Here is a 25,736-nt window from a genome sequence, read left to right as displayed (position 1 = left end):
CCAGAGGGCCAGAAGCCTGTGAAGGCTCCGAAACCCATTGCCTGTCCCTGAACGCACAGAATGCGCAGGTGGGATGGGCGGCAGAGAGTGCCAGCCAGAATCTCCAGAAGCCGAAGTACTGGTGACGGCTCTGATGTTCTTAAGGTGCATCAGGAATGCATCTGCCCAGGCCTACGGACCACGATTCAAATTGAAGCTTGAGGTGTTTTGGCAGGGCAGGGATTAAAACCATCACACAGCTGCCCCCCATCTTGAACATCTCCTGAACGTCAGCGCTGGCTTGGTGCGTGGCTTGATGAGCGCGCCGAATTGCTGCGCCGCCGCGTAGACCAGGTTGCTGCCCCATATAAGTGTGCCGCCACGCGCCTGGCTTGTCAGGCTGCGCTGCAGCCCACCACCCTGGATGAGTGGCGGCAACGGTTTGCGGCTTTGGGCGTAAAGCTTGTTGAAGGCAACGTAGGAAGCACCAACCGCAGGCCGCCCTTCATTCAAGCGCTGGCGTGTGTTGTCCACAACCTCAGTTCTCAAGGCAGCCAGGAAGGGCTGTGGTTTGCGCCCAATGTCCGCCAACCGTTGCAGGGCCTGCTTGATGTGTTTGGTATCGCCTGAAAGCGTGATTTGGGCCATGTGTCTAAGCTTTGTTGCGAAATAAGGGTGGGGGATGTTAGGGTTTCAGGGCTGGCAGCGGGATTACGGTGATATTCTCCTGACCGTTGCCTCCATTATGGGGAGAAATTGTGGGTTGCCCTCTTGAAGGGATAGGAGGCCCACGCGCTGCCAGCGATCACTCTTTTATTTAATCTCCTTACGCAACAACTTGCCCCAATCCTTTTCCCTGATGACAGTGAGGCTTAAGGCAAAGTTTTCACTGCGTGCCAGGGTGGCTTTGACGGCCAAACGGTAAAGCAGCGCGCCCAATCGTTTCAGCAGAATGACGGAACGCGGTGCCTCACCATTATGTGGTTTAACATCCCACACCACATGGTCAGGATTGGCCAGAATTTCCGGCAGTCCCTCATATTCTTCCACCGCGATTTCAGGGTGGTGCAAGCGGTTCTTGTTCAAGTTTTCCCCAGATAGAAGCACCCCGGCTGTGGCGCTTTGCAAAATGGCCTGGACCCGCCCTGCAAGCGTGCCGCACCGCACGGTGCCCACAGCGAACGGCAGGGGTTGGACGTCATCACTGCCGGAAGGCTCTCTCAAGCTTGTTATAGCCCACCTTAACCGGTGTTCTTAGTGACGTTGCCCGCTGTGCGGACTGACAAACCCCCAACAAGCTGCGCTTTAATAAGATTCCCATTCCTGGAGGGTGAAGGATCATGCCAAGTTATAATAAGCAGACCTAAAATAGGGCCGCTTTTGAAGCGATGTGCAAAGCAATCAGGTAAAAGGGTTTTTTTAGACTATTCCTTAAGAGGCACCCACAACCATCAGCGCGTTTTGGCGTTGGACCAGTTCCAATGGCGCCGTGCCTTTGGCCACGTCCCCACACGGTTTCCAGCCCTGTACTTCACAGGGGTAAGTTAGCTTTCTTGGGATGGTTCAGGGTTTGCGGCATAGCGTTTTTTCAGCTCTTCACCCAAATGATCCAAATCTGGAAATAATGTAGCTTCTGAGATGTCAAAGTTTTCTTTAAGTTCAATAAGAATATCCTTTTTAGAGTCATGGTCAATCATGATTTTTGTGGCATAGATAAAATCTTCTGGACTTTCTTTTTTGTCAATTAACATTTCTTGTTCATTTGTTGATAAATGTCCAATATATTGAGAGAGATTTATTGGTTTGTGTTCAGGAAATAGAGCTATATCTTTTTCTTTTAACTGAAAATTTAAGCCGCTAAGCAAAAAAGCACCCTTTTGGGCCTGTAAACGTTTGTTATCCATACGAGGTTGAACAAAAGATACGCTTAATATTTCATCCCGAATGTCCATAGCATCCATATGAGCTAACCAAGGAAATTCTCTGGAAGCAAAACTCCGTAGTTCCCAGAAAATAGCCATCATCATTTTATAATCTATCCGCCGAACATTGTTTATAAAATCTGTGATTTTATTAGATCTGTCTATTAGATTTTTAATTTTCTCAGGATTAAAGGTATTTTTTTGTAATTCTTCTATTTCTTTTTGTGAACTAGAAATATATGAATCATGTTCATTTTTTATGCGTTCATATTCTTTTTCATACTCTATCGATAACTTATCAAAATCTTCTCTATATGAATTATTATACTCTGATTTTTCATGAATATCCTCCATGCTGAGTAATTTAATTAAATGCGGCTTGAATTGAGCATATTTATTTAGTTTTTGAAGAGCTTCTATTACTTTTTTATCAAAAGATGATTCAATACTCTTTGAAATGTCTGGATTATTATATCTAATGCGAGCTAAATTAGATTTTAAAGAGACTCGATAATCATCTTCACTATAAAAGTAACGTCTTAATGTAATAAAAACATAAACAAATCCATCCGTTTCCTTACCATAAGCATGTTCATTTTTCTGGCAAGCAAAATAAAGGGCAACCAAGGGGCTTTGGGAGATGTCGAGCAAACGTGTTGGAATGCCGAAATGCTGCATTTTGATCAGGTTGCTGATGGTCGTGTTGCTTGCCGGGAACTCATCAGGTGCTGTTGCCACAGCATCATTATAGATATTGGCTTCATTACCAGGCTCTATAACATCCCGCATAACATTGGGTGTAATATCCCACTTGGTGGATGCTTGTCCTCTATAGAAAAACATGAGTTCATTCGGATTAAATTTTAAATTTGGGAATTTCCTATTAGTGCTTTTTTTGAAATCTTCAGTGAATCCATACTTAAAACCATTAATTTTTTCTAAATATTCATTAACGGTTTTTATTACTTGGCTATCATCGGTCATATTCAATACTCATTCTAAAACTAATTCAAAGATGTGGGTATTTTACAGGAATCGGAAGGGGATGGCTAGAGTTGGTAATTTCCTGCTGGGCATGGGTGGTGGGTGCTTGATGCGCCTTGGAAGCAGGCCTTGGACCCCCACACCTCTCTTGAGTTACGTCATAATTACGCAACGTTGCAGGGTCTGTTGAAGTCAACCCTCAGGGGGTTGGCTTTTCTGGGCTGGCAGCGGGAACATAGTGATAGTCTCCCTGCCGCAGCACGGTTTTCCGGCGCGCAATGTGGGTTCCCCTCACAGGATTAGGGATAGAAGGCACCCTTGTTCCCAGCACTTCATAACCTCACTTCATCACGGATTGATTACCCCTTGGTGCCCATGCCCACCAGCGCGGGCCTTGTTTTTAAAGTTGTTTGGGGAAGCACTGCCCATGGCACGGCACGGATTGGCAAGCAGGCTTCCGGCCTTGATGGCCCTGTGAAGGCTGCAAAACGCTTTTGCGCCTCAGTGTTTCCCGCCATGGCCAATCCCCTGCCTGGGGTCTGGCCACCGACAAGGCCAGCATCCTTGAAGGACTGGGTTAGGGTTTGTTCTGGTGCTGGGCTTGGGCAAAGCTTCTTCGCTTCCCTGATTTCCGGCTTCCACGTAGCGCAAAGGCCATGGGAGCCTGCCTTATCCTTGTTGTTCTTTTCCAGGCTGATTCACATCGCTTCACAGAACAAGGAACAAGGGCACGCGTGGCTGTGGAGGGGGGAGGCAGGTACGTTGCCGTCATGGCTGGGCAGTGACTTTCTGCCCGTTTCTATTTTGGGCCACTGCCCTAAGCCTACGGCCGGCCTCCCTAACCTGATCCTGTATTTTTTCCTTATAGTCCTGGTTGAACTTTTTAAGGATGGGTGGCGCTGAGCTTGTAGTTGATGAGCCTGTTAAGGCTCAAGCCCTGCTCTGCCGCTTCCAAGGCCAGGTGATTAAATTTCGATGTGGCAAGGGAGCAAAGGCATGGATGTCTCTCCTGAGGTTTCAAGCTGTGTTTTTCTCTTCTTAGTTTCTGGGGACAGCTTCAGGAACAGGCTCCCCCTGTTCAACCATGTCCTCCACCACTTCCTGCACAAGGGCCCTGATGCCTTTGAAGGCTTTGACTTCAACAGGGTCCAGCCAGGAGAGGTCTGGAAATTCTGAACACAGCCCAACCCATTCCCGGTCTTCTGAAGAATGGATGACACGGCACGAATGGTTTTTGCGTGAACCTTCCCTCTGCCGAATGGTTCCGATCCTTCCCTCAAAACCACTTTCGTTGGCGCGTTGGAGGCCAATCCGGGCCCCCTTTGACATTAAGCGCCTTTATCAAAAGCACAGAAACACGTGGGCGGTGTGACCTGCGCACCCTGCAAGCGCATGGGGCAGGCGTGTTAGGGTGCGGCATTTCGTTTCTGGCCTGGTCGTTTCGGGTCTGATTGTTACGGACCTGATTGATTGCGGGTCTGGGTAGCTAGCCAGCCCTTCAACCAGGCAACTTCCACAGCGGCAGAGGCACCCCGTCCGGCCCACCGCCCCGCTTTCCCCTCCAACCACCACTTCAGGATTTCATGGCAGAGAACAGCGCACTCGCCCCCCAAGGCCCAGCAGCGGCCCAATCAGACCAGCCAAGCTGGCTTTCACTCTACATCAGGCAATGGACGCAGAAGCCAACGCGGGAGGTGCTGGCGGGGATGGTCAGCACCTTCGCGCTTATCCCTGAGGTCATCGCCTTCTCCTACATCGCTGGCGTTACGCCGGCCATGGCGCTGTTCTCCACCTTCGCCATCGCTGTCACACTTTCCGTGTTCGGCGGCAGGCCTGGGATGATCTCAGGCGCAGCTGGGTCTGTGGCGTTGGTGGCGGCGCCCTTGGTGCATGGCTATGGTGTGGATTACCTCATCCCCGCCACGCTGCTGGCGGGGCTGTTCCAGGTGGGCTTCGGACTGCTGCGGCTGGAGGTGGTGATGGACTACGTCTCCGCTGAGGTCGTCACGGGGTTCGCCAACGCGCTGGCCATCCTGATCTTCTCGGCCCAAGTGCCGCAAATCACCCACGCGGGCCCGCAGGGCTGGGGGCTTATGGCGCTTGGCCTTGCCATCATCTATGGCGCGCCGCGCCTGCTGCCCGCCCTGTTTGAGCGCATCCCCTCCCCCCTTGTGTGCATTGTGGCGCTTTACGCGGCCGCGGAGTTCATGGGGTGGCACGTTGCCACCATTGGTGACCTGGGCGCCCTGCCCACGGGTTGGCCTGAATTGCACCTGCCCCATGTGCCGCTGACCTGGCACAGCCTTGGCATTATCCTGCCAGCCAGCGTGGCCATGGCCGCCGTTGGGCTACTTGAATCCATGCTGACGGCTGAAATCGCTGACGAGCGCACCCAGACATCCAGCAATGCTGGGCAGGAGTGCACGGGCCTGGGCCTGGCCAACCTGGCCTCCAGCTTATGGGGGGGCATTGCTGGCTGCGGCATGATTGGGCAGACGGTGGGCAACATCCGCTATGGCGGCGTTGGGCGGCTTTCCACCTTTACCTCAGGCGCGTTCCTGCTGGCCTTGATGGTGGCGCTGCACGGCTGGGTGGCGCGCGTTCCCGTGGCGGCCCTGGTGGCCATCATGGTGATGGTGTCAGCCAGCACCTTCTCCTGGCAGAGCCTGCGGGACCTGCGCACCCACCCGCGCTTGGGCAGTTTGGTAATGGTGCTGACGGTGGTCGTCGTGGTGGCCACCAAGAACCTGGCACTGGGCGTTCTGTGCGGCGTTATGCTTTCTGGCGTGTTCTTCGCTTGGGCAGCGGCGCGGATGGTGAACATCACCCGCAGCGTTCAAGGGGACGTGACGGTGTGCGCCATTGAAGGGCAGATCTTCTTCGCTAGTGCCCGCCGCCTTGTCCACACTTTGGCTGAGCCCCTCACCACGCCCAACCTGGTGGTTGATTTGCGCGGCGCGCACTTCCTGGATGTCAGCGCTGTGGCCGCTTTTGAGAAAGCGGTGGAGAACGACCGCAAGCGCGGCGTCAACGTCACCATCGAAGGCTTTGACGATGCCCGCCACGGCTTGCTGAGCCAACTGCGCCCCGCTTTGCTGGAGGGGTGAGCGGGCGCTCCTTCAGCCCAATCAGCCCAATCAGCCGAAGCTGTCTGAAAGGTCCAGGAAGGCGCGGTTCTCCAGCAGCAGCCGTTCCACCACCAGCAGGCAGCCTGAAAGGGCCGCCTTGTCCAGCCGCGCCAGGCGCTGGGCCGGGGTCAGCTCTGTAGGCGGCACCTCAGCCAAGGCGCCAGCCGGCATCAACGCCAAGCGGGCTGCGGCTGCGTAACGCGCGGCCACCATGGTTTCTGTGGGGTGGTTGGCCATGCTGTGGAGCAGGGCTTCGATTTCGTTCTGGGCTGCTTCAGGCACGCCAGGGCGCTTGACCAGGTAGCGCAGGCGCACCACGTGGATGCCAAGCGCCAGCGTGGCCAGAAGCCCGAACAGCCACGCCCGCAGCGCTGGGCTTTCCTTGAGTTCCGCTGGGGTGGAGAGGGCCGAGAAGCGGTCCAGGCTGCGCGACACCCAGGCGTCCTCCACCGCTGTGGTGTCTGGCCCCGTGACTAGGCGGCGCAGTTCGGCCATCATGGAGGCCCGCACGCGCAGTGCTGCGCGCTTGACGCGGAACGGCAGCACCACCCTGAATACCCACACAGCCACCGTGGCCGCCAGCACCATGGCCTGCGTTTTGTTGAAATAGGCCAGCGCCGTGGTCACGCCCTGGTTGCTGGCCACCGTCATGGGGAACAGCATAAAGCCATAGGCAATGCCCACCACGGCGGTGCGGGCCGAAACGCGGATGGTGCAGCCAATCAAAAGCGCCACCAGGAACTCCAGCGCCTGGGCCTCATACACGTCCGCCGCCATGGGGATGAACAGCATGTCCAGCATGAAGGCGGAGCACGCAGCAGCGATAGTGCCGATGAGGAAGGCGAAGCTGCCCGTCTGCGGCGTTGGGCTGGCGCCGAACAGGCAGCAGATAATGGCGGTGAAGGCCACGCACATTTTGCCGAAGGGCCACGCTGTGACCTCCCACACCATGCCTGTGAACATGATGGCACTGAAGATCTTGAGCGCGTTCTGCACCCCAAGTACGGGGTCGCGCCAGCTGGCGCGGGCGTAGCGGTAGCTTTCCCCCCCCATGGTCTTGAGGCCGAAGCACGCCCTGAACTGGTCTGTGGCAGCAGCTAGGTCATCCAGCAAATTGGCCAGGATAGCCAGCGCCAGGCCGTCCCGCCCTGTGTGGGGTAGGGCGGGGTTTTCAGCCATCCAAACGCTTTGGCGTAGGCATTCTGCCCGCAGGGCGCGCAGCACCAGGGCCGGGTCTGCCTGGTCGTCCAAATGGGCTGGCAGAGCAGCGATGGCGGCACTGACGCGCGCTACAAGCTGGCCGATGTCTGGCGCGCTTTGGTAGAAGTCAGCCTCCTGGCGCTGGGGCTGCTGGTTGGGGGGTGTACCTGTTGGCGTAGGGGCGCTGATAGGGGCTGGGGCGTAAGGGTCGCCTTCACGCGCCACAGCGGCCACCATGGCCTGGGGGGCTTTGGGAAAGTCGTGGCCGCCACCGAAAAGCCCCGCCAGCGCGCCAGCCAAGGCCGCCAGGGAAGCGCGCGCGTGGCTGCCCACATGGCCAGCGCGCCCCATCTCAATAGCCAGGAACTCCACCTTGCTGTCAAAACCCAGAATGCCGGCGATTTCGTCCTCAGCCAGCTCCAGGGCGTTGGGCTGGTTGGCCAGCGCCTGGCATAGAACGGTGCAGGTGCGGCGCATGTTCAGCTCCAGCGTGGCGCGCAGGCCCAGCCGGGCTGCGGCTGCCGGGTCGCGGCTGAACACGAAGCCAGCGAAGGCCTCACACGCCACCCCAAGGGTGATGTTGGTCACGCGCGCCATGGCCGTCATGAACACGGAGGGGGCGTCAGGGGCAGCGTCCATAGCGATGATGGCACAGGTAAAGCCAGCCAGCCCCCAACCATAGGCCCTGAAATTGCCAGCCAGGCTGGCGCAGAACATGCACAGCCCCAGAACAGCCCCAAGGGCTGGAAAGAACAGCCAGGCCGCCTGGGGGATGGCCGCCATCAGCACCACAGCCAGCACAGCGCCCAGCAACGTTCCCATGAAGCACCAATAGGCCTTGGAGAAACTTTGCCCCCAGGACGTTAGTGAAACCGCCCAGGCGATCAGCGGCGCCCAGCCTGGGCTTGTCATCTCCATTTGGTAAGCGATGCCCAGCGCCAGCAGGCACCCGAAGGCGCTGCGGGTGCAGAACAGGAACCCTGGCGGGAAAAGCAGCAGCGGCCTGCGCCACAGGGCCTGGGCCAAGGCGCTGCCCCGCCCTGCGCCAGTAGGGCTGGGCGCGTTGAAAAGGGACGTGAACGCCTGGGCAGCCCTCAGCAAGCCATTGTCTCCGCCTTCACACCATTACCTTCACACTGGGGCCACTTTCACAGCTGGGTTCCCACACACCACACATCTCATACAGCCGGGGCTGTGGTTCTGGTTGTAACAAAAAACGGGGCCCAGGCAGGCCTGGAACCCCGTTTTTCAGCGCCCAGGCAAGCCAGGCGGGCAGTGGGCGCGCCCACTGTGGCACGCTTGCACAGCCTTGGGCCGTGTCTTTGCTGGGCCTTGCAGGCTGTCAGCCTGTCAGTCTGGCTGGGTAGCTCCTTCAGCGGCCTGCTGCGCAAGTTTACTGTGGCTGCGGCCGTAGAAGCCGTAAATGGCAGCGCCAAGCGCCAGCACAACCCCCAAGGCGCACCATGTGCGCAGCCCCATGGAGGCAATGCTGAGCAAACAGGCGGCCAGCCCCAACCCAGGCACCAGGTAGGCGCCGCCTGGCACTTTGAAGGGCCGTTCAGCGTCAGGGTTGCGCAGGCGCAGCAACGTCAAGCACAGGCAGACGATGGAGAACGCGCACAGAACGGAGATGGACGTCAAGCTGCCAAGGGCGTCCAGCGAGAAGCCGCCAGCCAGCACAGCGCCAAAGCCGCCCAACGTGGCCAGCGCTACCCAGGGGGATTTGGTGTTCTTGGTCAGGCGGGTGAAGGCGCTTGGCAACAGCCCATCCTCAGCCAAGGTGAAAAGGGTGCGGCTTTGGCTGAACAGAAGGCCGTAAAGCCCCGCCAAGAACCCCACCAGGATGACGGCCTTCACCGTTTCGGCCAGCCAGGGCATGTGGGTGGCGTTCATAGCTGTGGCCACGGGGGAGGCGTCCAGCGCCAGGGACTTGTAGTTGATGACCCCCACCAGGATGGCTGAGAACAGCGAGAACACTACAGCGCACACCCCAAGCGAGCCAAGAATGCCGATGGGCATGTTGCGGCGCGGGTTACGGGTTTCGCAGGCAGCTGACGCCACGATGTCAAAACCGATATAGGCGAAGAACACCAATGCTGCCCCCCTGAAGACGCCGCTCCAGCCGAAATGGCCGAACTGCCCAGCGTTGGCGGGGATGTAGGGGTGGTAGTTGGCTGTATTGATAAGGGGGACACACGCCAGGACGAAGGCGATGATGACACCCACCTTCAGCGCCACCAAAATGGCGTTGACGCGCGATGATTCCTTAGTGCCTGAGAACAGCAGCACCGTCACCGCCAGCACGATGAGGGCAGCTGGCATGTTCAGGAAAGCATGGGCTGCAGCGCCATCCGGCATAGTGACGGGCGTTCCCGTGGCCGCCAGGAAGCGCGGGTCAAGCCCCAACCCCCAGCGCCCAATGAAGGAAGCGAGGTAGCCACTCCAGGAGGAGGCGATAGCCGCCATCCCCACCGTATAGCCCGTGACCAGACACCAACCGATGAACCACGCCACGCCTTCGCCAATGCCGGAATAGGCGTAAGAATAGGCGCTGCCGGCAGCATTGGGGAACATGGCTGACAGTTCAGCGTAGCACAGCCCCACAAGCGCGCAGGCCAGGGCGGCCAGGATGAAGGCTAGGGAAATGGCAGGACCGGCGTTCTGGCCCGCCGCCACGCCGGTAATGGCGAAAAGACCAGCGCCCAGGGATGTGCCCACCCCCAGGCAAATGAGGTGATGCGCGCCTAGAACGCGGGCAAGGCTGCCCGTTTCAGTCGCTGCAATGGGCTTTGTCCGCCACATGTCCCTCATGGTGATGATAACCTTTTCTAGCGCACGCGCCCCGGCCCCCTTCCCTGTGAAGTGGGGCATGGGCGCTTGGCCACCCGCGCGCCTGGCCTGGTTGGCTTCTGCCATGGCTTGGCCAGGCAGGGCGGCTGTTCCAAGCGTGGCCAATTCATTGGCAAAGCGCAATCACCGCGCGGCAAGGCTGCATCAGGGCGCAGGCTTTGTGAGGCTGCCTGGCTGATTTTGGCAGCCACGCCCTTGCCGCCTGCTGAAAGGTTCCGTTAAGCTTTTGGCCCCCACTCCAAAAAGCCCGGCCTGCAGCGCTTTGAAGGTGTGTGGCACCAACATCTTGGCCCCCTTCACCCCCTGCCAAGGCGGAGCTTTGGGGTGGGGCAGCCATGCAGCCTGCGTCAGGCCCCAAAGGGGTGCGGGGGCGCTAAGGTGGCGCTATGACGACCAAAGCCCACAAAACTCCCGCCACTCCTATGCCCCAGGGCCCCACAGGCGCCCTTTTCCCCCAGCAGCCTGCTGTCCTGTTCGTGTGCACAGGCAATATCTGCCGCTCCCCCATGGGGGAGGGGATCCTGCGCGCTGAGGCCGCCAAGCGCGGCCTGTCCACAGAAGGCCCCCAGGCCGTGCGGGTGGATTCAGCAGCCATCGCCCACTGGAACTTGGGGGATGCCCCAGACCAGCGCGCCCAGGCCCAAATGGCGGCCATGGGGTGCGACATCAGCGCCCACAGGGCACGGATGGTGCGGGTGGGCGATTTCAGGCGCTTTACCCACATCATCGCCATGGACCACAGCCACCTCAAGCACCTTCTGGCCATGCGCCCTCATGACAGCATCGCTGACATCAGCTTGATGCTTGACCATGTGCCAGGCCAGGCAGGCCAAGCGGTGGCCGACCCTTACTATGGCACCACGGCTGATTTTGCAGCGGCACGTGACCTCATCACCCAAGGCTGCGCGCATTTGGCTGCCAAGCTCTGGCCCCAGGCCGGCCAGGCTGACCAAGGCGGAGGCCGTGCCACCACAACCACCCCACAGGGCCGCACAGCGCCCAACGCAAAGGAACAGCACCATGGTTGAAAAGGTAGAAATGGTTAACAAAGTTGACAACACCGCCCTGAAAGGCGCCCAGCCAGACAAGCCCCTGCTGCTGGTGCTGGAGGCCTTCTCCCCCGAGGCCCTACAGGCCATGGCGGCGCATTTCACGCTCATCATCATGCCTTCACCGCAATGGCCAGACGCGGCCTCCCTGGCGCCTGTAGCTGGCAGCATCACCGCCATTGCCACAGCGGGCGCGCCTGGCGTGCCACAGCCCATCATGGACATGCTGCCCAACCTCAAAATGGTGGCGGTCAACGGCGTGGGGACGGACGCCATCAACCTTCAGGCTTGCAAGGAACGCGGCATTGCCGTCAGCACCACCCAGGGGCTGCAGACGGACGCTGTGGCTGACATGGCCATGGCACTGCTGCTGGCCGTGAAGCGCCACGTCGTGTTCAACGACCGCTACGTGCGCGAAGGGCTGTGGGCCACGAAGGGCTACCCTCCGCTTGGCTCAGGCCTGGCTGGCAATAAGCTGGGGCTGGTTGGCTATGGCACTATTGGGCAGGCCATCGCTGAGCGCGCGCGCGCTTTCCGCATGGAAGTGGGCTATTTCTGCCGCCATGAGGTTGCAGGCCAGAAGGGCGCTGGCGCGCGCTTTTTTCCAGCCCTAGCTGAGATGGCCAGCTGGTGCGATGATTTAGTGCTGATTCTCCCAGGTGGCCCCGCCACTCAGAACCTGGTGGATGGCGCTATTCTGCGCGCCCTGGGGGCGCAGGGCTGCTTGGTGAATGTGGCGCGCGGTTCCGTGGTGGATGAGCCTGCGCTCCTCAAGGCGCTTCAAGAACGCACCATCATGGGGGCCGGGCTTGATGTGTTCTGGAACGAGCCTGATATCAACAAGGCCTTCTTCAGCCTGGACAACGTCGTCCTCTCCCCCCACCAGGGTTCCGCCACCATTCAGACACGTGTGGCCATGGCCAGGAACGTCCTTGACAACCTCCTGGCCTTTTTTGCTGACCGTCCCCTCCTCACCCCCGTCAAGCTCTGAACTAGCCAGGGGCCGGTCAGGGCTTAAAAGCCGGTGGACTGGTCAGGCCGCGAACTGCTCAGCGATAATGCGCTCTGAAAGTTCGTGGTCTGGGTCGAAGAGGAGCTGCACCTGGTCCTTGTGGGCCACCTTGATGGTAGCCTCGGCCACGTCGCGCACCTCTGTGGCGCCGGCCACAGCACTGGCGGGGCGCTTCCAGGTCTCCTTGAGGACAAAGCGTACCTCCGCTCCCTCAGGCAGGAGGGCGCCGCGCCAATGGCGCGGGTGGAAGGGGCAGATAGGCGCCAGCGACAGCAGGTTAGAGCCAAGCGGCAGGATGGGCCCCTGCACAGAGCGGTTGTAAGCTGTGGAGCCAGCCGGCGTGGCCACGATTACGCCGTCAGCCGTCAGGTCCTCCATACGCACGCGGCCGTCAATCTCAATGCGCACATGAATGGCCTGGCGCGTTTGGCGGTAGAGAAAGACATCGTTGAAGCCCATCCCCTCCAGCGTGTTGCCGTCCGTGGTGATAGCCTTCATATGCAATGGCGCGATGATAGTGGGCTGGGCGCCCAGCAAGCGCTTTTCCAGCGCGTCCCCATCGCTTTCCTTGGGCTGGTTCATCAAAAAGCCCACTGTGCCGTAATTAAGGCCGTAGACGGGCAGCTGACGCCCCATGATGAAGCGCAGCGTGTCTAGCATGAAGCCATCGCCGCCCAGGCACACCAGAACCTCAGCGCGGTTCAGGGGCGTGTCGCCGTAGCGGGCCACCAGGCGTGCCCGTGCTTCCTGGGCGCGTGGGGTGTCTGCTGCGGTGAAAGCGATTCTCATGAAAGCTCCATGGCTTTGAAACGAAACGGCCAGTCCAACGGGCCTGGTGGAAAGAGGCTGCCCAGCCTACAGCAGCTGGGCGCGCCCTCACAGCCCTGGATTGACGCCGTGTTCGATCACGTCATAAGCGGGGCTGCCTGGGTAGGCGCCCTTCTGCACATCCGCCACGGAAGGGCAGATGGGCGGGTTGCCGTCAATGGCCAACGCCCAAACCTTTTTGCCGCGGCGGGCGCGCAGACCGCGCACAGCTAGCCTCTCCTCCATGCGGGGGTAGGCGAGGAGGGATTCAGGCAGCACCACGTCCGTGCCATCTGAAAACAAAACGCCATCATAGGTCACGCGGCTGACGGTGCCTTTGAACACAGGCAGGGGGGTGATGTCGTAAAGGCAGGGCGCAGCAGCAGCTGTGCCCGCAACCAGGGTGAGGGCCAGGGCGAAGCCAGCCCCCAGTGCCCTGAGAGTACCCTTGGCATAGCCCCGCGCGCCACAAGCGCCTGGGCCAAGCGCTTGGGCTGTGCTGCTAAGGGCAGCGCCAGGGGTGGGGTTGGTGTTCAGGGGGCTAACTGTCGTGGGCTTCATGGGGCTTGGTGCCTTGCTCTGCGCTGTGCCGTTACGGTGTGCCACCCCAAAACATGGCTTGGAAGCCAGGCCTTGGGGGTTGGCCCTCAATGCCTGAAGTGCCTCATGCCGGTGAAGACCATGGCGATGCCGGCCTTGTCGGCAGCTTTGATGACTTCATCATCCCTGATGGATCCACCAGGCTGGATGACAGCCGTGGCCCCTGCTGCGATGACGCTCTCCAGACCATCAGCAAAGGGGAAGAAAGCATCAGACGCCGCAACGGAGCCCTGGGTCAAGGGTTCCTCCAAACCAGCGGCGCGGGCGGCGTCCTCGCCTTTGCGCGCAGCAATGCGGGCGCTGTCTACGCGCGACATCTGCCCAGCCCCAATCCCCACCGTGGCCTGGCCACGGGCGTAGATCACAGCGTTGGACTTCACATGCTTAGCCACGCGGAAAGCGAACAGCATGTCAGCCAGTTCTGAAGGTGTGGGCTGGCGCTTGGTCACCACTTTCAGCTCCTCAGGGGTGACGTGGCCGTTGTCACGCGTCTGGGCCAGGAAACCGCCTGAGATAGTTTTGATGCTCAGCCCCGTTTCATGCGGACTTGGCATCCCGCCCGTCTCCAGAACGCGCAGGTTCTTTTTGCGTTCCAAAATGGCGCGGGCTTCCTGCGTGACCTCTGGCGCGATGATGACCTCTGTGAAGATTTGGCTTACCAGCTCGGCCACAGGGCCCGTCAAAGGGCGGTTGAAGGCCACAATACCACCAAAGGCTGAAACGGGGTCGCAGCGCAGGGCGGCTTTCCAGGCCTCCGTTAAGCTGGCGCCAGAGGCCACGCCGCACGGGTTGGCGTGCTTGACGATGACGGCAGTTGGCTCACTGAACTCCGCCACCAGGGAGAAAGCAGCGTCTGTGTCGTTAAGGTTGTTGTAGCTCAAAGCTTTGCCTTGGAGCTGGCTTGCGGTTGCCAGGCCGTAGCGCTGGCTGCCATCCCGGTAGAAGGCGGCCTTCTGGTGAGCGTTCTCGCCGTAGCGCAGCATGCCGTCACGCGTGCCGGCCAAGGTCAGGCTGGGGGGCAGGGTCAGGTCATTGTCCAGCTCGTCCACAGCGTGGCTTTCGGCCTCGCGCTTGGCGAACCATTCAGAAATCATGGCGTCATAGGCAGCCGTATGGGCAAAGGCGCTGGCAGCCAGGGCGCGGCGTTCTGCCAAGGTGGTGCCGCCTGCCTCCAGCGCCTGGATGAAAGCGGCGTACTGGCTGGGGCTGCAGAGGACGGTGACGTCGTTGAAGTTCTTGGCAGCAGAGCGCAGCATGGCCGGCCCGCCGATGTCGATATTTTCAATGCAGGCTTCAGGGTCCGCGCCAGAGGCCACCGTCTGGGCGAAGGGGTAGAGGTTGACGCACACTACATCGATGGGGGCGATGTTGTGCTCCTCCATCTGCTGGCGGTGGGAGGGGACGTCACGCCGCCCCAGGATGCCGCCATGGATCCACGGCACCAGCGTTTTGACGCGGCCATTGAGGATCTCCGGGAAGCCTGTGTGGTCGGAGACGTCCTTCACCGGCACGCCCGCCTCACGCAGGGTGCGGGCGGACCCCCCGGTGGAGAGGATCTCAACACCCTGGGCGGTCAGGGCGCCAGCAAGGGCAAGCAACCCCTTCTTGTCTGAGACGGAAAGAAGGGCACGGCGGGGCATCAGGCGCTGTTCACTCATAATGCGCCTGCAATATGCCTTTACCCCCAAAGGTGCAAGGCTTGCGCCAACGCACCTTCCTTGAGCTGGCTGCATGGGGCAGTTTGGGAGCGCGGCACGCCGTGAGCAGCCCATGGCAGGAGAGCTGATTGGGAAGCTGTTCGGGGCTTGCTGGGTTCCTGGCAGCATGTTGGCCCTGTCCTGCTCAGGAGGGCCCCTTTGCGCTTTGCCCCCGCCATCCATGCCCTTTGGGTTGGAAAGCCCCCACCCGCCCCGCGCCAAGGGTGGTTTCTAGCAGTGTGAGCTGCGCAGCCTGCCAAACACAGGCTGGAAATGGTGGGTGGCGAGTTCCCTAAAACTGGCCCCAATGTGGTGTTAGGCAACAGGCACTCCGTCACAAATCCTCTATCACTAGGGATGGGGAGCGCTTCCATACGCCGGCTTTCACCAACTGTTGCCTGAAGCCTGGGGGCGCGTCTGCTCCTTGCAGGGATGGCACTTACAGCTTCACCTTTTCCGCCTGCTCGCCTGTTCCTTCAGTTTTTTCTGCTCCTTGCTTTAGAGGCTTTGGGCGTTTTTGGTGTTCGGCATCAGGGTGGTGCCCTCCCGCCTGGGCGCCTTTATAAAGCGCGCCTGGAAGGCTTTAAGGACTGTGGGGAAATGACGAGAGCCCTTTTCCTATTCTTGGCTCCAAACGGCTATGCCCCCAAGCCCAGAGGTGGCTTGGTTGAGGGGCATTGGATTGGATCGTCAACGCGCCAGGCTTGCGATAGAGCGCAGCTCCCAAGCCAGGGTGCGGACTTCTGGGGTTCTGAAGGGGCGCGTTTTGAGTGTTTCAAAAAGGCACCAACCTGGACCTGTCAATGGGCACCCGCCAATGTGCGCCTGAGTGCGGCCTCCTGGCCATGGCTTCACTACGCCCAGCATCACCCAAACAGGGCGCATTGGCTTTGTCCCCATCAGGAGAACTTCATCCCAAGAGGAGCTTCTGGACCTGAACAGCCGGGCTAGCTGGCGGTGGCGCCCCAGAGCGCCCTTCAAGACTACGCCAAGGTGCACCTGTTCATAGGTGGCAATGGCCCTGCTCACAAGGCCCGTTTGGGAGGGTTCCTTTGCGCTTTGACGTCACGGCCCGGCTTTCTCCCGTGTCCTTTAGCGGCCTTGGGGCGCGCCCAGGAGGCTGGGCTGGGAGGGGCGCTGGCCAAGGACACCAAGGCAGGCGGTAGCAGCGGCAAAAACAAACCCCATAATCAAACCACAAGGAATAAACGCTAAACGGTAAGCCCTAAGGGAGAAACGCAAAAACCCCTGCAACCGCCTTTAATGAAGGAGGCTGCAGGGGCAAAACCAAAAGGCCCCAACCCATGCCTATGGCGCAGCCAAGGGCACGGTAGGCTGGGGTTACCTTGGGCTTATTTCTTCTTCAGGCCCAGGGCGGCGGCGCGCTTGGCGACTTCCTCAGGCGTGGCGTTGCCAGAGGTCAGCCAGGAACCACCAACGCAAGCAACGGTGGGGAGCTGCAGCCAGTCTTTCCAAGTGCTGCCGTCAATACCGCCAGTGGGGCAGAAACGCAGGCCCGTGTGGCCGAGAACGCCGCTGAAGGCCTTCAGCTTGGGGATGCCGCCATTCAGCACAGCTGGGAAGAACTTGAAGCGATTCAGCCCCATGTCCATGCCCATCATGATGTCGCTGATAGTGGCTGTGCCAGGCAGGATAGGCATGTCAGCAGCCAGGGCGGAACGCACCAGTTCGGTGGTGATGCCAGGGCTGACGACAAACTGCGCGCCAGCAGCCTTGGCCTGGCGAACATGCTGGCCGTGCAGAACGGTGCCAGCGCCAACCAGGGCGCCAGGGACCTTAGCCATTTCCTGGATGACCTCAATGGCGCAGGGGGTGCGCAGGGTCACTTCAAGGGTGGTCACGCCGTTGGAAACCAGAGCTTCCGCAATCGGGCGGGCTTGCTTAACGTCGTTGATGACCAGGACAGGCATCACGGGGCAGGCGTCAAGCACCTGGTCGATGCGTTTGACCATGTCTTCGCGTTTGGCCATTTCGGCCCTCATGCTCGTCATAATAAGAGCGTCCTTATTCTCTATTCTTGGCCCGGACAGGCCAACATGGCCAGCCGGTTGCCCTACTATTGGGTTTTACCACCCCACGCGTCAGCGGGGCCAGCACGCCCCATGCAAGGCAGCTGCCCCCCTGTGCATGGCTTGATGGGCATTGCTAGGGCCAAAGCGCCATCAAGCTGCCGCAAAGGGGGTTGGGGCGTGGCTTCAGCGCATGGCCTTGCCGACTGAGTTGAACTCACCAGCGAAGTCATCGCCGACTTCGTTGATGTCCTCAATCATCAAGGCCTCCATGGAGGAGGCGCCTTCCTCAGCGGAGGGGGCGTAGCGGCGGTTGGCGGAGAACAGCTCACGGCCAGTGCCGACGTCAGGGCGGACTTTGGGGGCGTCTGGGCGGGCGTTGAACTCGGCCTCATCCACCAGCACCTTGAGGTCGCCGGTCACACCGTCAACCAGCATCATGTCGCCGTTCTTGAGCTTGGCAAGCGGGCCGCCGCGCTGAGCCTCTGGGCAGACATGCACCACAGCTGGCACGAAGCCGCTGGCGCCTGAGAGGCGCCCATCGGTGACGAGGGCGATTTTGTAGCCCTTGTCCATCTGCACAGCCAGAACGGGGATAAGCTTGTGCAGTTCCGGCATGCCGTTGGCGCGCGGTCCCTGGAAGCGCACGACCACCACTGTATCCTGGTCCAGCTTGCCTTCGCGCTGGGCGGCCATCACGTCCTCCTGCGTCTGGAAGATCATGGCGGGGGCCTTGGTCACCAGGCGATCTGGCGCCACAGCGGAAACTTTGGAGACGCCACGGCCCAGATTGCCCTTGAACAGCTTCAGCCCGCCCGTTTTGGAGAAGGGGTCTGAAAGCGGGCGCAGTGTCTTGGTGTCGGTCGTGGGTGCTGCCGGCACGTATTTGACGTTCTGCCCGTCCAGCGTGGCGCGCTGGGCATAGTCGAGGATGCTGCCGCCGCTGATGGTGGGGCAGTCCGTGTGCAGAAGCCCGATAGAGGCCAGCTCCTTGATGACGGTGGGGATGCCGCCAGCGCGGTGGAAGCCGTTGATGTCGGTCGGGCTGGAGGGGTAGATCTTCGCCAGGTCAGGCACGACCTCCGAAAGGGCGTTGTAGTCGTCCCAATCCACAACCAGGCCGGCAGCGCGGGCGATGGCGATGAGGTGGATGGTCAGGTTGGTGGACCCACCCGTGGCCATCAGGCCGACAATGGCGTTGGTGACGGATTTCTCGTTCACCAGGTCCATCAGGGGCAGCGGCTTGTCAGAACCCAGGCTGATGTCCACCAGGCGGTGGATGCCAGCGCGCGTCATGGCTGTGCGCAGGGGGGTGTTGGTGATGATGAAGGCAGAGTCAGGCATCATCAGGCCCATGAACTCAGCGACCATCTGGTTGGTGTTGGCCGTACCGTAGAAGGTGCAGGTGCCAGGGGCATGGTAGGAGGCCATCTCAGCGTGCATGGCCTCTTCAAGGCCCACTTTGCCTTCAACGAAGAGCTTACGGATTTTGCTCTTCTCCTCGTTGGGCATACCAGAGGGCATGGGGCCAGCGGGGATGAGGATCTGCGGCAGGTGCCCAAAGCGCAGCGCGCCCATCAGCAAGCCAGGAACGATCTTGTCGCACACGCCCAGCAGCGCCACGCTGTCATACATGCAGTGCGACAGGCCGATGGCGGTGGATTTAGCGATGACATCGCGGGAGAAGAGGGACATGTCCATGCCCTCCTGCCCCTGGGTGACGCCGTCACACATGGCGGGGGCGCCAGCAGCCACCTGCACGGTGGCGCCCTTTTCACGCGCGAACAGGCGGATCTGCTCAGGGTAGTGCTCGTAAGGCTGATGGGCCGAGAGCATGTCGTTGTAGGTGGTGATGATGCCGATATTGGGGTGGTGGGGGGCTGGATGGATCAGCTCCTCCTTCACCTTCTCAGGCTCGGCAGCAACGGCGTGGGCCATGTTGGAGCATGGCAGCGTTTTGCGGTTGGGGGCGTACTTGAGGTTGTGCGCCATCAGGTCAAGGTAGAGCTTGCGTGATTTTTCAGAGCGGCGCGCGATGCGCGCTGTCACGCGCTCCAGGACGGGGTTCAGAGACATTGTGAAGCACTCACTGTTCAAGATGCCCCAGACTGTCGGGGTGGGGGCCATTCCTGCAAGGGAAATCTGCGCAGGCCACGCCTGCGAAGCCTTGCGCTGGAAACGGCGCCACCACCTGCGGCAGGCACGGCATCGGGGAAAGGGCCTTCATGCGCCGCACCGGGCGCATAACTCGGTGCGCATTTAACGCCCCTCCCCCCCCTGCGGCAAGCAAGGGGGGACGTTTTCACCCCCATGGCTGCAGTGCCGCCATTCCAGCCCTGCGCCCCCTGCAGGGCCCGCCACCCCCAGCCATGCCTCCAGAGCGCTTGTTCAGGTAAGCACTCCACCTCCCAAGTGGCGGCGCAGCGCGCGCAAATCATCCCACAGAAGGCGCCGCATATTGGGGGAGGCCTGCAGCTGCAGCGGGTGGTAGCTGACCATCACCGCTAGCGCTGCCAGCGGTGGGGATTCCCCCTGTCCCTCTGGGCCTTCCACCTGGCTGGTTTGGGGGGCGCCACGCCACAAGGGTCCCGACCGCTCAAGCTGCGCCCATTGGCCGCGCCTTTGGGCGAAAGGCACCTCTCGCCCAAGGATCATCTGGCAAGCATAAGCACCCAGCACCAGCAGCGGGGGCTGGCCTGAGCTTCCCCCAACGCTCACCCCAGCGCGGGTGGTGGCCAGTGCCAGCTGCCGCAGCAGGAAGGGAGCGCAGGCTTTCATCTCAGCAGGTTGGGGCGGCCTGTCGCCAGGGGGGCGCCAAGGCAGTGCTGGCAGCAGGGAAACCGTCCCCGGGTCCATATCAATCGAGTGCAGACACTGGCGCAGCAGCGCGCCACCTTCCCCCGCCCAGGCGTCCCCTGTGCGGTCGCTTTCAGCGGCTGGGCCATCCATCACCACAATCAGGCGTGGCTGCCTAACTAAAGCGGGCGCTACCAAGCGCGTTGCTGTGCGCGCAAGGCCAGCGCCACCATCGCGCGCCATCAGGGTGGCGAGGTCAGGCCAGCTGCGGGCGGCCGCCACCTCCCCCGCCTGCGCTGGGGTAGGCTGGGGTTTGGCGTTGCCTTGGGGGGAGCTTGCACGGTTGGCTTCACCCAAAGCCAGAGGTCCGGCTGCGCGCGCTGCTTGCGACTCCCCTTTCAAAATAGCGGGCGGTAGGCGCATGTCGTCAGAGACGGCCTCCCCACAGCCCCATTCGCACTGCAGGCGCAGCGCCGCTAGGAGGGCATCGCGCCCCCCTTCCAGAATCTGGTCCGCCATAGTGGCTGGTGGGGCGGCTTGCGGGCTTGGGGGAGGGGTGGTTGTCATGGCTTCATTCTAGCCTTGATGGGCAGCGGGGCAAAGCGCAGCGGCGCTCCAGGCGCTGGCGCCCAAGGCGGCACCAATGGTAGGGGGCATGGGCGCGGCGGCACGCCCAGCTTTGGGCAGCGCTAGCCCACCACCCCTGCCAGACGGACAAACCAACCATGCCTTCCCCCATTAGCACCCCCCAGGCCAGAAGCGAGAACGCCCACGCCAAGATCAACCTCTACCTCCATGTGACGGGGCGGCGGGGGGATGGCTACCACCTCCTCGACAGCCTGGTGGTGTTTGCCGGCGCCCATGACACCCTCACCCTAGGCGAAACCACGGCAGGCCCCACGCTGGCGCTTGGGGGCGCATTCGGCCCTACCCTGCAGGCTGAAGCGGCAAGCCAGGGCAAAGCGCAGGCAGTGCAGGAAAACCTCGTCATCAGGGCTGCGCGTGCCTTAGCGCCCAAGGCTTTGGGGCAGCAGGGGGGGGCTGCACAGCTGCGCGCCCTTCACCTTAACCTGGCCAAGAACCTGCCTGTGGCCTCAGGCATTGGTGGTGGATCGGCAGATGCCGCAGCCTGCCTGCGCCTTCTAGCGCGCCTGTGGGGTGCTGATGGCGCGCGCCTGGCAACGATAGCCCCCACACTTGGCGCTGACGTGCCTGTTTGCTTGCAGCAGCGTGCAGTGCGGATGGCGGGCATTGGCGAACACCTCACCCCAGCGCCAGCTATGCCCCCAGTGGGCATGGTGCTGGCCAACCCTGGGGTGCCTGTTTCCACACCTGCTATTTTTAAGCGCTTGAAAGAAGCTGCAGCCCCCTTCACGCCGCCAGCGCCACCTTACCCCAGCCGAGGATGGGCCACAGCGGGGGAGCTGGCATCATGGCTGGGGCAGACGGGCAACGACCTTCAAGCGCCGGCAGAGGCTGAGGAGCCAGCTATCACCGCCCTTCTAGGCGCCCTTTCAGCATTGCCTGGAGCGCGCCTGGCCAGGATGAGCGGCTCAGGCGCCACCTGCTTCGCGCTGTTTGACGATGTGGCCTCTGCCCAAGCAGCCCTGCCCCACTTGCACCAGGAAGCGCTGCCTGGGCAGCGCCGCCCCTGGCAGTGGGCTGGCGGGTTGTTCAACGCCTAAAACGCCCCTGTTTGTTGCGCAAAGTATGGGGCTTCAGGATTTGGCAGAGGCCTTACTTGGTGGATGGTTGGGCGGACTGGGTGGGTTTCAAGCGCGCTGAGCACTGCGACCAGTAAGCGTCCTTGCCAATCCAGTGCAGGCCGCCATTGCCGCTGCCCGCCTTCTTGTTGGCTTTGTACTGCTTCAAGCAGGTGTGCATCCGCGCCTTGCCCGTTGACATGGCCTTGTAGGCTGGGTCGATGGCGGTGGGGAACACAGTTGGCCCAGGGTCGGCTGCAGCAGGCGCTGCCGCCACGGTGGGGGCTGCTGGGCGCGTGGGACCTGCCGCCGGCACATTAACCTGGGGCGCGCCAACCACAGGGGCCGCCTGGGCGGGCAAGGCCAGGAAGGCTGCACAAGTGGCCACAGCGGCCAGGGCACCAGGCAGGCGCAGGGATGGATGGGCAGTTGTCATGGGCTGTTCTCCCAAATTCAGGACATGGATCAAAGGGATGGATTAAAGGGTCAAGGGGGGTAAAGGGGTAGAAACAAAGGGCAACGGGGCCAGGCCCCGTCACCGCCCTGGGCCAGGGGCGCAAGCCATGACCAGAACGTTACAAACCCGCCACAGCCACTTCATCACGGATAAGCGCTGCTGGGAAGGGCGCCCTAGCCAAGGCCAACCTCCCTCCCCAAGCGGCTGGCGGGGCCAGGTTGGGGACCAGAGGGGGCCACGGGCACATGACAGCCACCTTGCAGCGTTGCAACTTGCCCTCAACGCCATTTGCCAGCACTTAAGATAGGGCCAGGAGAAGGCGCACCCACCAACCATCCAGCCTGCAGGAGCAATCCTTGAACACAAAGCACCCCAGCACGAACCAAGCCTCTGTTCAGCCGCTCCCTGCCCTGGCAGCCCGCTCTGGCGCCCAGCAAAGCAGTGGGGGTGCGTTTGACGTTTGCATCAACGGCGCTGGTCCCATTGGCGCCACCATCGCCTGCCTTTTAGCGCGCAAAGGCCTGCGCGTGGCAGTGGTGGAACGCAACGCCCTGCCCCGCGCCCCCCGGCCAGAGCTTGATGGGCGCGCCTACGCTTTGGCGGAGGGGGTGATACCCCTTTTGGCGGAAAGCGGCATTTGGACGCGTCTGCCCCGTCAAGCAGAGCCTATCACCACCATTGACATCATCGATTCAGCAGGCCGCCCCGTGGCGGATGGCCTGCCAGGGGGCCTGTTGGGGCGCGCGTTGCGCCAGAACCTGGACAAAGTGACCTTCACCCCAGGTGACGCCCCTGAAGGCCACCCCTTTGGCTGGATGGTGGAGGCCTACGACCTCCTGCCAGCCATCACCCACGCTTTGGAGGCCGCACGCCCAGCCCAGCCAGGCGCTGCTGGCGTGACGGTGTTTGAGCAGACGGAGGCTGATTTCGCTTTCTCCCCAGAGGGCGTGACCATCAGCCTATCCCCAGCAGGGCAGGAAGGGTATGGCCAGGAGAGCGCTCGCACCATCACAGCCCCCCTGGCCATCGCTTGCGATGGGCGCCGTTCCGCCCTGCGGGAGGCAGCTGGCATTCCCCTCACCGTGCTGCCTTACGGCAAGCACGCCCTAGTGGTACCCCTTGTGCATGAACGCCCCCACCATGGCAGCGCGCTGGAGCATTTCTTGCCTGAAGGCCCCTTCGCGCGCCTCCCCCTGCCGCCTGGCCCAGGGGGCGAGTTTCGCTCAGCTCTTGTGTGGACAGACACGCCAGAGCGCATCCACCACCTGGCCACGCTGCCAGCGGAGGCCTTCCTGCGCCAAGCCCAAAAGCGCCTTGGCGACCGCTCTCTAGGGGCGCTGAAACTAGCTGGCAAGCGCTGGCGCTACCCGCTGACCTCCCAATACGCCCACCGCTACAAGGCCGAGCGGCTGTTGCTGGCGGGTGACGCCGCCCACGGCCTCCACCCTGTGGCGGGGCAGGGCATGAATTTGGGGTTCAGGGACGTCCGCCTCATCGTGCGCCTGTTGGGGGAGGCTTTCAGCCAGGGTGCCGACCTGGGCAGCCCAGAACTGCTGGCCCGCTACCAGCGCCAAGCCCGGCCTGAGGACTTCGCCATGCTTGTGGGGTGCGATGTGATGGAACGTCTCTTCAGCAGCCGTAACCCGGTGGCCATCACTGCGCGCCGCCTTGGCATGAATGTCATGGCGCGCCTGCCGCCGCTGCGCCGCCGCTTCATCGCCCAAGCCATGGGCTATTGAGCGAACCCCCTTAGGCTAACCAGCCGTAGATGCCGATGTGGAACCTGTGCAGGCTTTTAAGCCAAACAGCGTGAAACACCGGCTTTTAGGGTTCAAGACAGCCCGGAGGGCAAGGCAGCAGAAAGCACTGGTCAGGGAGTTCCAAGACAGCGCCGAGCGTAAGCTCAGGCGAACTGAACTTCAGGGTTAATAGGAGGTGCCCAGGAAACCCCAAACCAGCACTGCCCTTTCTGAGCTGCCTGTGGGGCACGGTGTAGCCATCAAACATAGCTTCCATTCTATCCCTAATTTTGAGCGCCTTGAAAAAACGGCAGTTACGGGCTGTCGCCAGAACTGGCTTGAAGAGAGGGATAGATGGGCCCATAGTGCATTTACTGGCTGTTTGCAGCCGTTGAAGCGTGAATCAGTTCTAGTTCCCTTATCGCCGCCTATTAGCCCGAAGACTTACTACGCTTGAACTATGTTCTATGCTCCGTCACTTCGGGCTTTAACGGGCTTCGCCCTATATGGCGGCTCTGGAATCAAGGGATTGGGATGCTGGGCCCTTCAAGCAAAAGCGGTCAGCCCACACCACATGGTTGGGCCCTGATTTAACAGGGTAGCCTTTTGACTTGGGCACTGAACAGGGAACGGCCGTTTTTGCCCGATTCGTTCCTTAGTGTCGTTTCAGACGTTTGAGGCGCTTCAGACGCCTAAGGGCCAAAAACCGAGAAGGCTTTGAAAGTGGCTGTTTCCAGCCTCTTTTAGCTTTTTTCAGGGAATTTCCATGGTGCCGGATGAGGGATTTGAACCCCCGACCTTCGGTTTACAAAACCGCTGCACTACCACTGTGCTAATCCGGCCCAGGCGCTGTCCAGCCTGAAGCTTAGCGCCGTTATGGGCCTTCATTCGCATTTCCTGTTCTGGCAATCAAGTGTCTTCAGAGCAGAATATGCATTAAAACCCTTTTCATCCCTCACGGGGCCGTTACCACCTTTCAAGTTTAAGGCCAAACCATGAGATCCCAGTGCCAAACCACCCCTCCCCCCAGCCCAGCCCCTTCCCGCGCGCTCAAGCGCCAGGTTTGGAGCGCGTTGCTGGGGGGGTGTCTGCTGGCTGGCAGCTGCCCTGCCCTGGCCGCGCCAAGCCCCACCCCTACCACTGCCCCTGACAGCGGCCAGCCAGACACCCAACCGTTAACAGCCATGGAAACGGTCTATAATGGCGGCGCCACGGGGTGGGTCGTTGTGCGCAACCTCTCCAACACGCAGCCAGGGCTTGTGGCCTCCTGCCGCATGGTCTCCGGGGCGCAGGGGCACATGCTGGCTTTTGTCACGCTGCGCAATGAGGACAATGTCAAAGGTGATTTGGGCGAGCACGCCCCGCCTGTCCTGTACCAAATCGTTGTAGGTGACGCCGCCTGGAATCTGAAGCCAGGCGGCACAGTTGGCATGGTGTTTTGGGAGGATGACAAAGCCATGAACACCCACCTTGTGGCGGCTGACCGCGACCTGCTCCTCAACCCCTCCATGCCGAAGGCCGATTACGTGAAGGTGCTGAACGGCCTGCCTGGCACGCAGAATTTCACCTTCTCGCTGGCGGCGGCCAGCACGGGCGCGCCCATTGCCTCTGGCCTAGCAGTGCCGACCAAGGGAATAGCCCCAGCTGTGGCGGCCTACAAAAGCTGCGTTGCCCAGGCTGGCCTGGGGGACCTTGATTGATGAACTGGGATTGATTGTCTGGAGGGTTTGCCAGGCAGGCCTGGGCATGTTGGGGCACGGCCCCAGCCAGCCCCTAGTCAGCC

At 61.0% G+C, this 25,736-nt stretch carries 18 protein-coding genes, 1 tRNA gene and 1 pseudogene; 7 read left to right on the top strand and 13 right to left on the bottom strand.

The genetic code is table 11. The annotated features are described in order from the left end of the window. Positions 1–231: 231 nt before the first annotated feature. The 3 genes from E3E12_RS07650 to E3E12_RS07640 all read right to left on the bottom strand — a co-directional run bounded on the left by E3E12_RS07650 (position 232) and on the right by E3E12_RS07640 (position 2,885). Positions 232–627, bottom strand: a complete 396-nt coding sequence (locus E3E12_RS07650) for a phage virion morphogenesis protein (RefSeq protein ID WP_141443757.1) — start codon at positions 625–627, stop codon at positions 232–234. Positions 628–792: 165 nt separating this feature from the next. Beyond that, positions 793–1,065, bottom strand: coding sequence for a hypothetical protein (locus tag E3E12_RS07645; RefSeq protein WP_149498277.1), 273 nt, complete (start codon positions 1,063–1,065; stop codon positions 793–795). A gap of 458 nt (positions 1,066–1,523) precedes the next feature. After that, positions 1,524–2,885 (bottom strand): FRG domain-containing protein, encoded by a 1,362-nt coding sequence (locus E3E12_RS07640; protein WP_141443755.1) that lies wholly within the window; start codon positions 2,883–2,885, stop codon positions 1,524–1,526. 1,583 nt (positions 2,886–4,468) lie between these two features. Here E3E12_RS07640 and E3E12_RS07630 point away from each other — a divergent pair. After that, positions 4,469–5,992, top strand: a complete 1,524-nt coding sequence (locus E3E12_RS07630; protein ID WP_141443754.1) for a SulP family inorganic anion transporter — start codon at positions 4,469–4,471, stop codon at positions 5,990–5,992. Positions 5,993–6,022: 30 nt separating this feature from the next. Here the strand turns inward: E3E12_RS07630 and E3E12_RS07625 are convergent, their stop codons facing one another. Together E3E12_RS07625 and E3E12_RS07620 are read right to left on the bottom strand one after the other, a co-directional pair. Next, the gene (locus E3E12_RS07625; RefSeq protein ID WP_141443753.1) at positions 6,023–8,314 is read right to left on the bottom strand and encodes an FUSC family protein; all 2,292 of its coding nucleotides are present in this window, start codon (positions 8,312–8,314) and stop codon (positions 6,023–6,025) included. 249 nt (positions 8,315–8,563) lie between these two features. Beyond that, a complete protein-coding gene (locus E3E12_RS07620; protein ID WP_240810492.1) occupies positions 8,564–10,129 on the bottom strand; it encodes an APC family permease in 1,566 nt (521 codons plus the stop codon). 320 nt (positions 10,130–10,449) lie between these two features. Between E3E12_RS07620 and E3E12_RS07615 the strand changes: the two genes are divergently transcribed. Together E3E12_RS07615 and E3E12_RS07610 are read left to right on the top strand one after the other, a co-directional pair. Next, complete coding sequence (locus E3E12_RS07615; RefSeq protein ID WP_240810491.1) at positions 10,450–11,091, top strand: low molecular weight protein-tyrosine-phosphatase; 642 nt, start codon at positions 10,450–10,452, stop codon at positions 11,089–11,091. Then, positions 11,084–12,103 (top strand): 2-hydroxyacid dehydrogenase, encoded by a 1,020-nt coding sequence (locus E3E12_RS07610; RefSeq protein ID WP_168194416.1) that lies wholly within the window; start codon positions 11,084–11,086, stop codon positions 12,101–12,103. The genes E3E12_RS07615 and E3E12_RS07610 overlap by 8 nt, the downstream gene beginning before the upstream one ends. 42 nt (positions 12,104–12,145) lie before the next feature. Here the strand turns inward: E3E12_RS07610 and E3E12_RS07605 are convergent, their stop codons facing one another. The 3 genes from E3E12_RS07605 to purH all read right to left on the bottom strand — a co-directional run bounded on the left by E3E12_RS07605 (position 12,146) and on the right by purH (position 15,189). After that, the gene (locus tag E3E12_RS07605; RefSeq protein ID WP_141443751.1) at positions 12,146–12,913 is read right to left on the bottom strand and encodes an NAD kinase; all 768 of its coding nucleotides are present in this window, start codon (positions 12,911–12,913) and stop codon (positions 12,146–12,148) included. 87 nt (positions 12,914–13,000) lie between these two features. Then, positions 13,001–13,492, bottom strand: coding sequence for a hypothetical protein (locus E3E12_RS07600; protein ID WP_240810490.1), 492 nt, complete (start codon positions 13,490–13,492; stop codon positions 13,001–13,003). 86 nt (positions 13,493–13,578) lie between these two features. Further along, complete coding sequence (purH, locus tag E3E12_RS07595) at positions 13,579–15,189, bottom strand: bifunctional phosphoribosylaminoimidazolecarboxamide formyltransferase/IMP cyclohydrolase (protein WP_141443750.1); 1,611 nt, start codon at positions 15,187–15,189, stop codon at positions 13,579–13,581. A 380-nt stretch (positions 15,190–15,569) separates the two neighbouring features. On the opposite strand from purH, the pseudogene E3E12_RS09140 reads away from it, so the two are divergent. Continuing rightward, positions 15,570–15,794, top strand: a pseudogene (locus E3E12_RS09140) (DUF3761 domain-containing protein); the annotation flags it as partial. Between the two features lie 786 nt (positions 15,795–16,580). Here the strand turns inward: E3E12_RS09140 and eda are convergent. The 3 genes from eda to E3E12_RS07575 all read right to left on the bottom strand — a co-directional run bounded on the left by eda (position 16,581) and on the right by E3E12_RS07575 (position 20,621). Beyond that, positions 16,581–17,240, bottom strand: coding sequence for a bifunctional 4-hydroxy-2-oxoglutarate aldolase/2-dehydro-3-deoxy-phosphogluconate aldolase (gene eda, locus E3E12_RS07585; protein WP_240810489.1), 660 nt, complete (start codon positions 17,238–17,240; stop codon positions 16,581–16,583). A gap of 204 nt (positions 17,241–17,444) precedes the next feature. Beyond that, positions 17,445–19,334, bottom strand: a complete 1,890-nt coding sequence (gene edd, locus E3E12_RS07580; RefSeq protein WP_141443749.1) for a phosphogluconate dehydratase — start codon at positions 19,332–19,334, stop codon at positions 17,445–17,447. 312 nt (positions 19,335–19,646) lie between these two features. Then, on the bottom strand, positions 19,647–20,621 hold the full coding sequence (locus tag E3E12_RS07575; RefSeq protein ID WP_141443748.1) for a uracil-DNA glycosylase: 975 nt from the start codon (positions 20,619–20,621) through the stop codon (positions 19,647–19,649). 158 nt (positions 20,622–20,779) lie between these two features. Here E3E12_RS07575 and E3E12_RS07570 point away from each other — a divergent pair, with 158 nt between their 5' ends. Then, a complete protein-coding gene (locus E3E12_RS07570) occupies positions 20,780–21,739 on the top strand; it encodes a 4-(cytidine 5'-diphospho)-2-C-methyl-D-erythritol kinase (protein WP_141443747.1) in 960 nt (319 codons plus the stop codon). A gap of 52 nt (positions 21,740–21,791) precedes the next feature. Here E3E12_RS07570 and E3E12_RS07565 read toward each other — a convergent pair whose 3' ends face one another. Then, complete coding sequence (locus E3E12_RS07565) at positions 21,792–22,193, bottom strand: hypothetical protein (protein WP_141443746.1); 402 nt, start codon at positions 22,191–22,193, stop codon at positions 21,792–21,794. 377 nt (positions 22,194–22,570) lie between these two features. Here E3E12_RS07565 and E3E12_RS07560 point away from each other — a divergent pair, with 377 nt between their 5' ends. Beyond that, positions 22,571–23,953 (top strand): FAD-dependent monooxygenase, encoded by a 1,383-nt coding sequence (locus E3E12_RS07560; RefSeq protein ID WP_240810488.1) that lies wholly within the window; start codon positions 22,571–22,573, stop codon positions 23,951–23,953. A gap of 767 nt (positions 23,954–24,720) precedes the next feature. On the opposite strand, the gene E3E12_RS07555 is transcribed toward E3E12_RS07560, so the two are convergent. Next, a tRNA-Thr gene (locus E3E12_RS07555) sits at positions 24,721–24,795 on the bottom strand. Between the two features lie 153 nt (positions 24,796–24,948). Between E3E12_RS07555 and E3E12_RS07550 the strand changes: the two genes are divergently transcribed. Beyond that, positions 24,949–25,653, top strand: a complete 705-nt coding sequence (locus E3E12_RS07550) for a hypothetical protein (protein WP_141443745.1) — start codon at positions 24,949–24,951, stop codon at positions 25,651–25,653. Positions 25,654–25,736: the final 83 nt, after the last annotated feature.

The sequence above is a fragment of the Formicincola oecophyllae genome (assembly GCF_006542395.2).
GTDB lineage: Bacteria > Pseudomonadota > Alphaproteobacteria > Acetobacterales > Acetobacteraceae > Formicincola > Formicincola oecophyllae.
Note: the sequence above shows the minus strand (reverse complement) of the source record. Positions and strands in the feature narration are given on the sequence as shown.

What these genes read in the sequence shown, in the direction of transcription:
- E3E12_RS07650 (WP_141443757.1), bottom strand. Translation starts at nt 627, where the DNA reads ATGGCCCAAATCACGCTTTCAGGCGATACCAAACACATCAAGCAGGCC.
- E3E12_RS07640 (WP_141443755.1), bottom strand. Translation starts at nt 2,885, where the DNA reads ATGACCGATGATAGCCAAGTAATAAAAACCGTTAATGAATATTTAGAA.
- E3E12_RS07630 (WP_141443754.1), top strand. Translation starts at nt 4,469, where the DNA reads ATGGCAGAGAACAGCGCACTCGCCCCCCAAGGCCCAGCAGCGGCCCAA.
- E3E12_RS07620 (WP_240810492.1), bottom strand. Translation starts at nt 10,129, where the DNA reads ATGGCAGAAGCCAACCAGGCCAGGCGCGCGGGTGGCCAAGCGCCCATG.
- E3E12_RS07615 (WP_240810491.1), top strand. Translation starts at nt 10,450, where the DNA reads ATGACGACCAAAGCCCACAAAACTCCCGCCACTCCTATGCCCCAGGGC.
- E3E12_RS07610 (WP_168194416.1), top strand. Translation starts at nt 11,084, where the DNA reads ATGGTTGAAAAGGTAGAAATGGTTAACAAAGTTGACAACACCGCCCTG.
- E3E12_RS07605 (WP_141443751.1), bottom strand. Translation starts at nt 12,913, where the DNA reads ATGAGAATCGCTTTCACCGCAGCAGACACCCCACGCGCCCAGGAAGCA.
- E3E12_RS07600 (WP_240810490.1), bottom strand. Translation starts at nt 13,492, where the DNA reads ATGAAGCCCACGACAGTTAGCCCCCTGAACACCAACCCCACCCCTGGC.
- purH (WP_141443750.1), bottom strand. Translation starts at nt 15,189, where the DNA reads ATGAGTGAACAGCGCCTGATGCCCCGCCGTGCCCTTCTTTCCGTCTCA.
- eda (WP_240810489.1), bottom strand. Translation starts at nt 17,240, where the DNA reads ATGACGAGCATGAGGGCCGAAATGGCCAAACGCGAAGACATGGTCAAA.
- edd (WP_141443749.1), bottom strand. Translation starts at nt 19,334, where the DNA reads ATGTCTCTGAACCCCGTCCTGGAGCGCGTGACAGCGCGCATCGCGCGC.
- E3E12_RS07575 (WP_141443748.1), bottom strand. Translation starts at nt 20,621, where the DNA reads ATGACAACCACCCCTCCCCCAAGCCCGCAAGCCGCCCCACCAGCCACT.
- E3E12_RS07570 (WP_141443747.1), top strand. Translation starts at nt 20,780, where the DNA reads ATGCCTTCCCCCATTAGCACCCCCCAGGCCAGAAGCGAGAACGCCCAC.
- E3E12_RS07565 (WP_141443746.1), bottom strand. Translation starts at nt 22,193, where the DNA reads ATGACAACTGCCCATCCATCCCTGCGCCTGCCTGGTGCCCTGGCCGCT.
- E3E12_RS07550 (WP_141443745.1), top strand. Translation starts at nt 24,949, where the DNA reads ATGAGATCCCAGTGCCAAACCACCCCTCCCCCCAGCCCAGCCCCTTCC.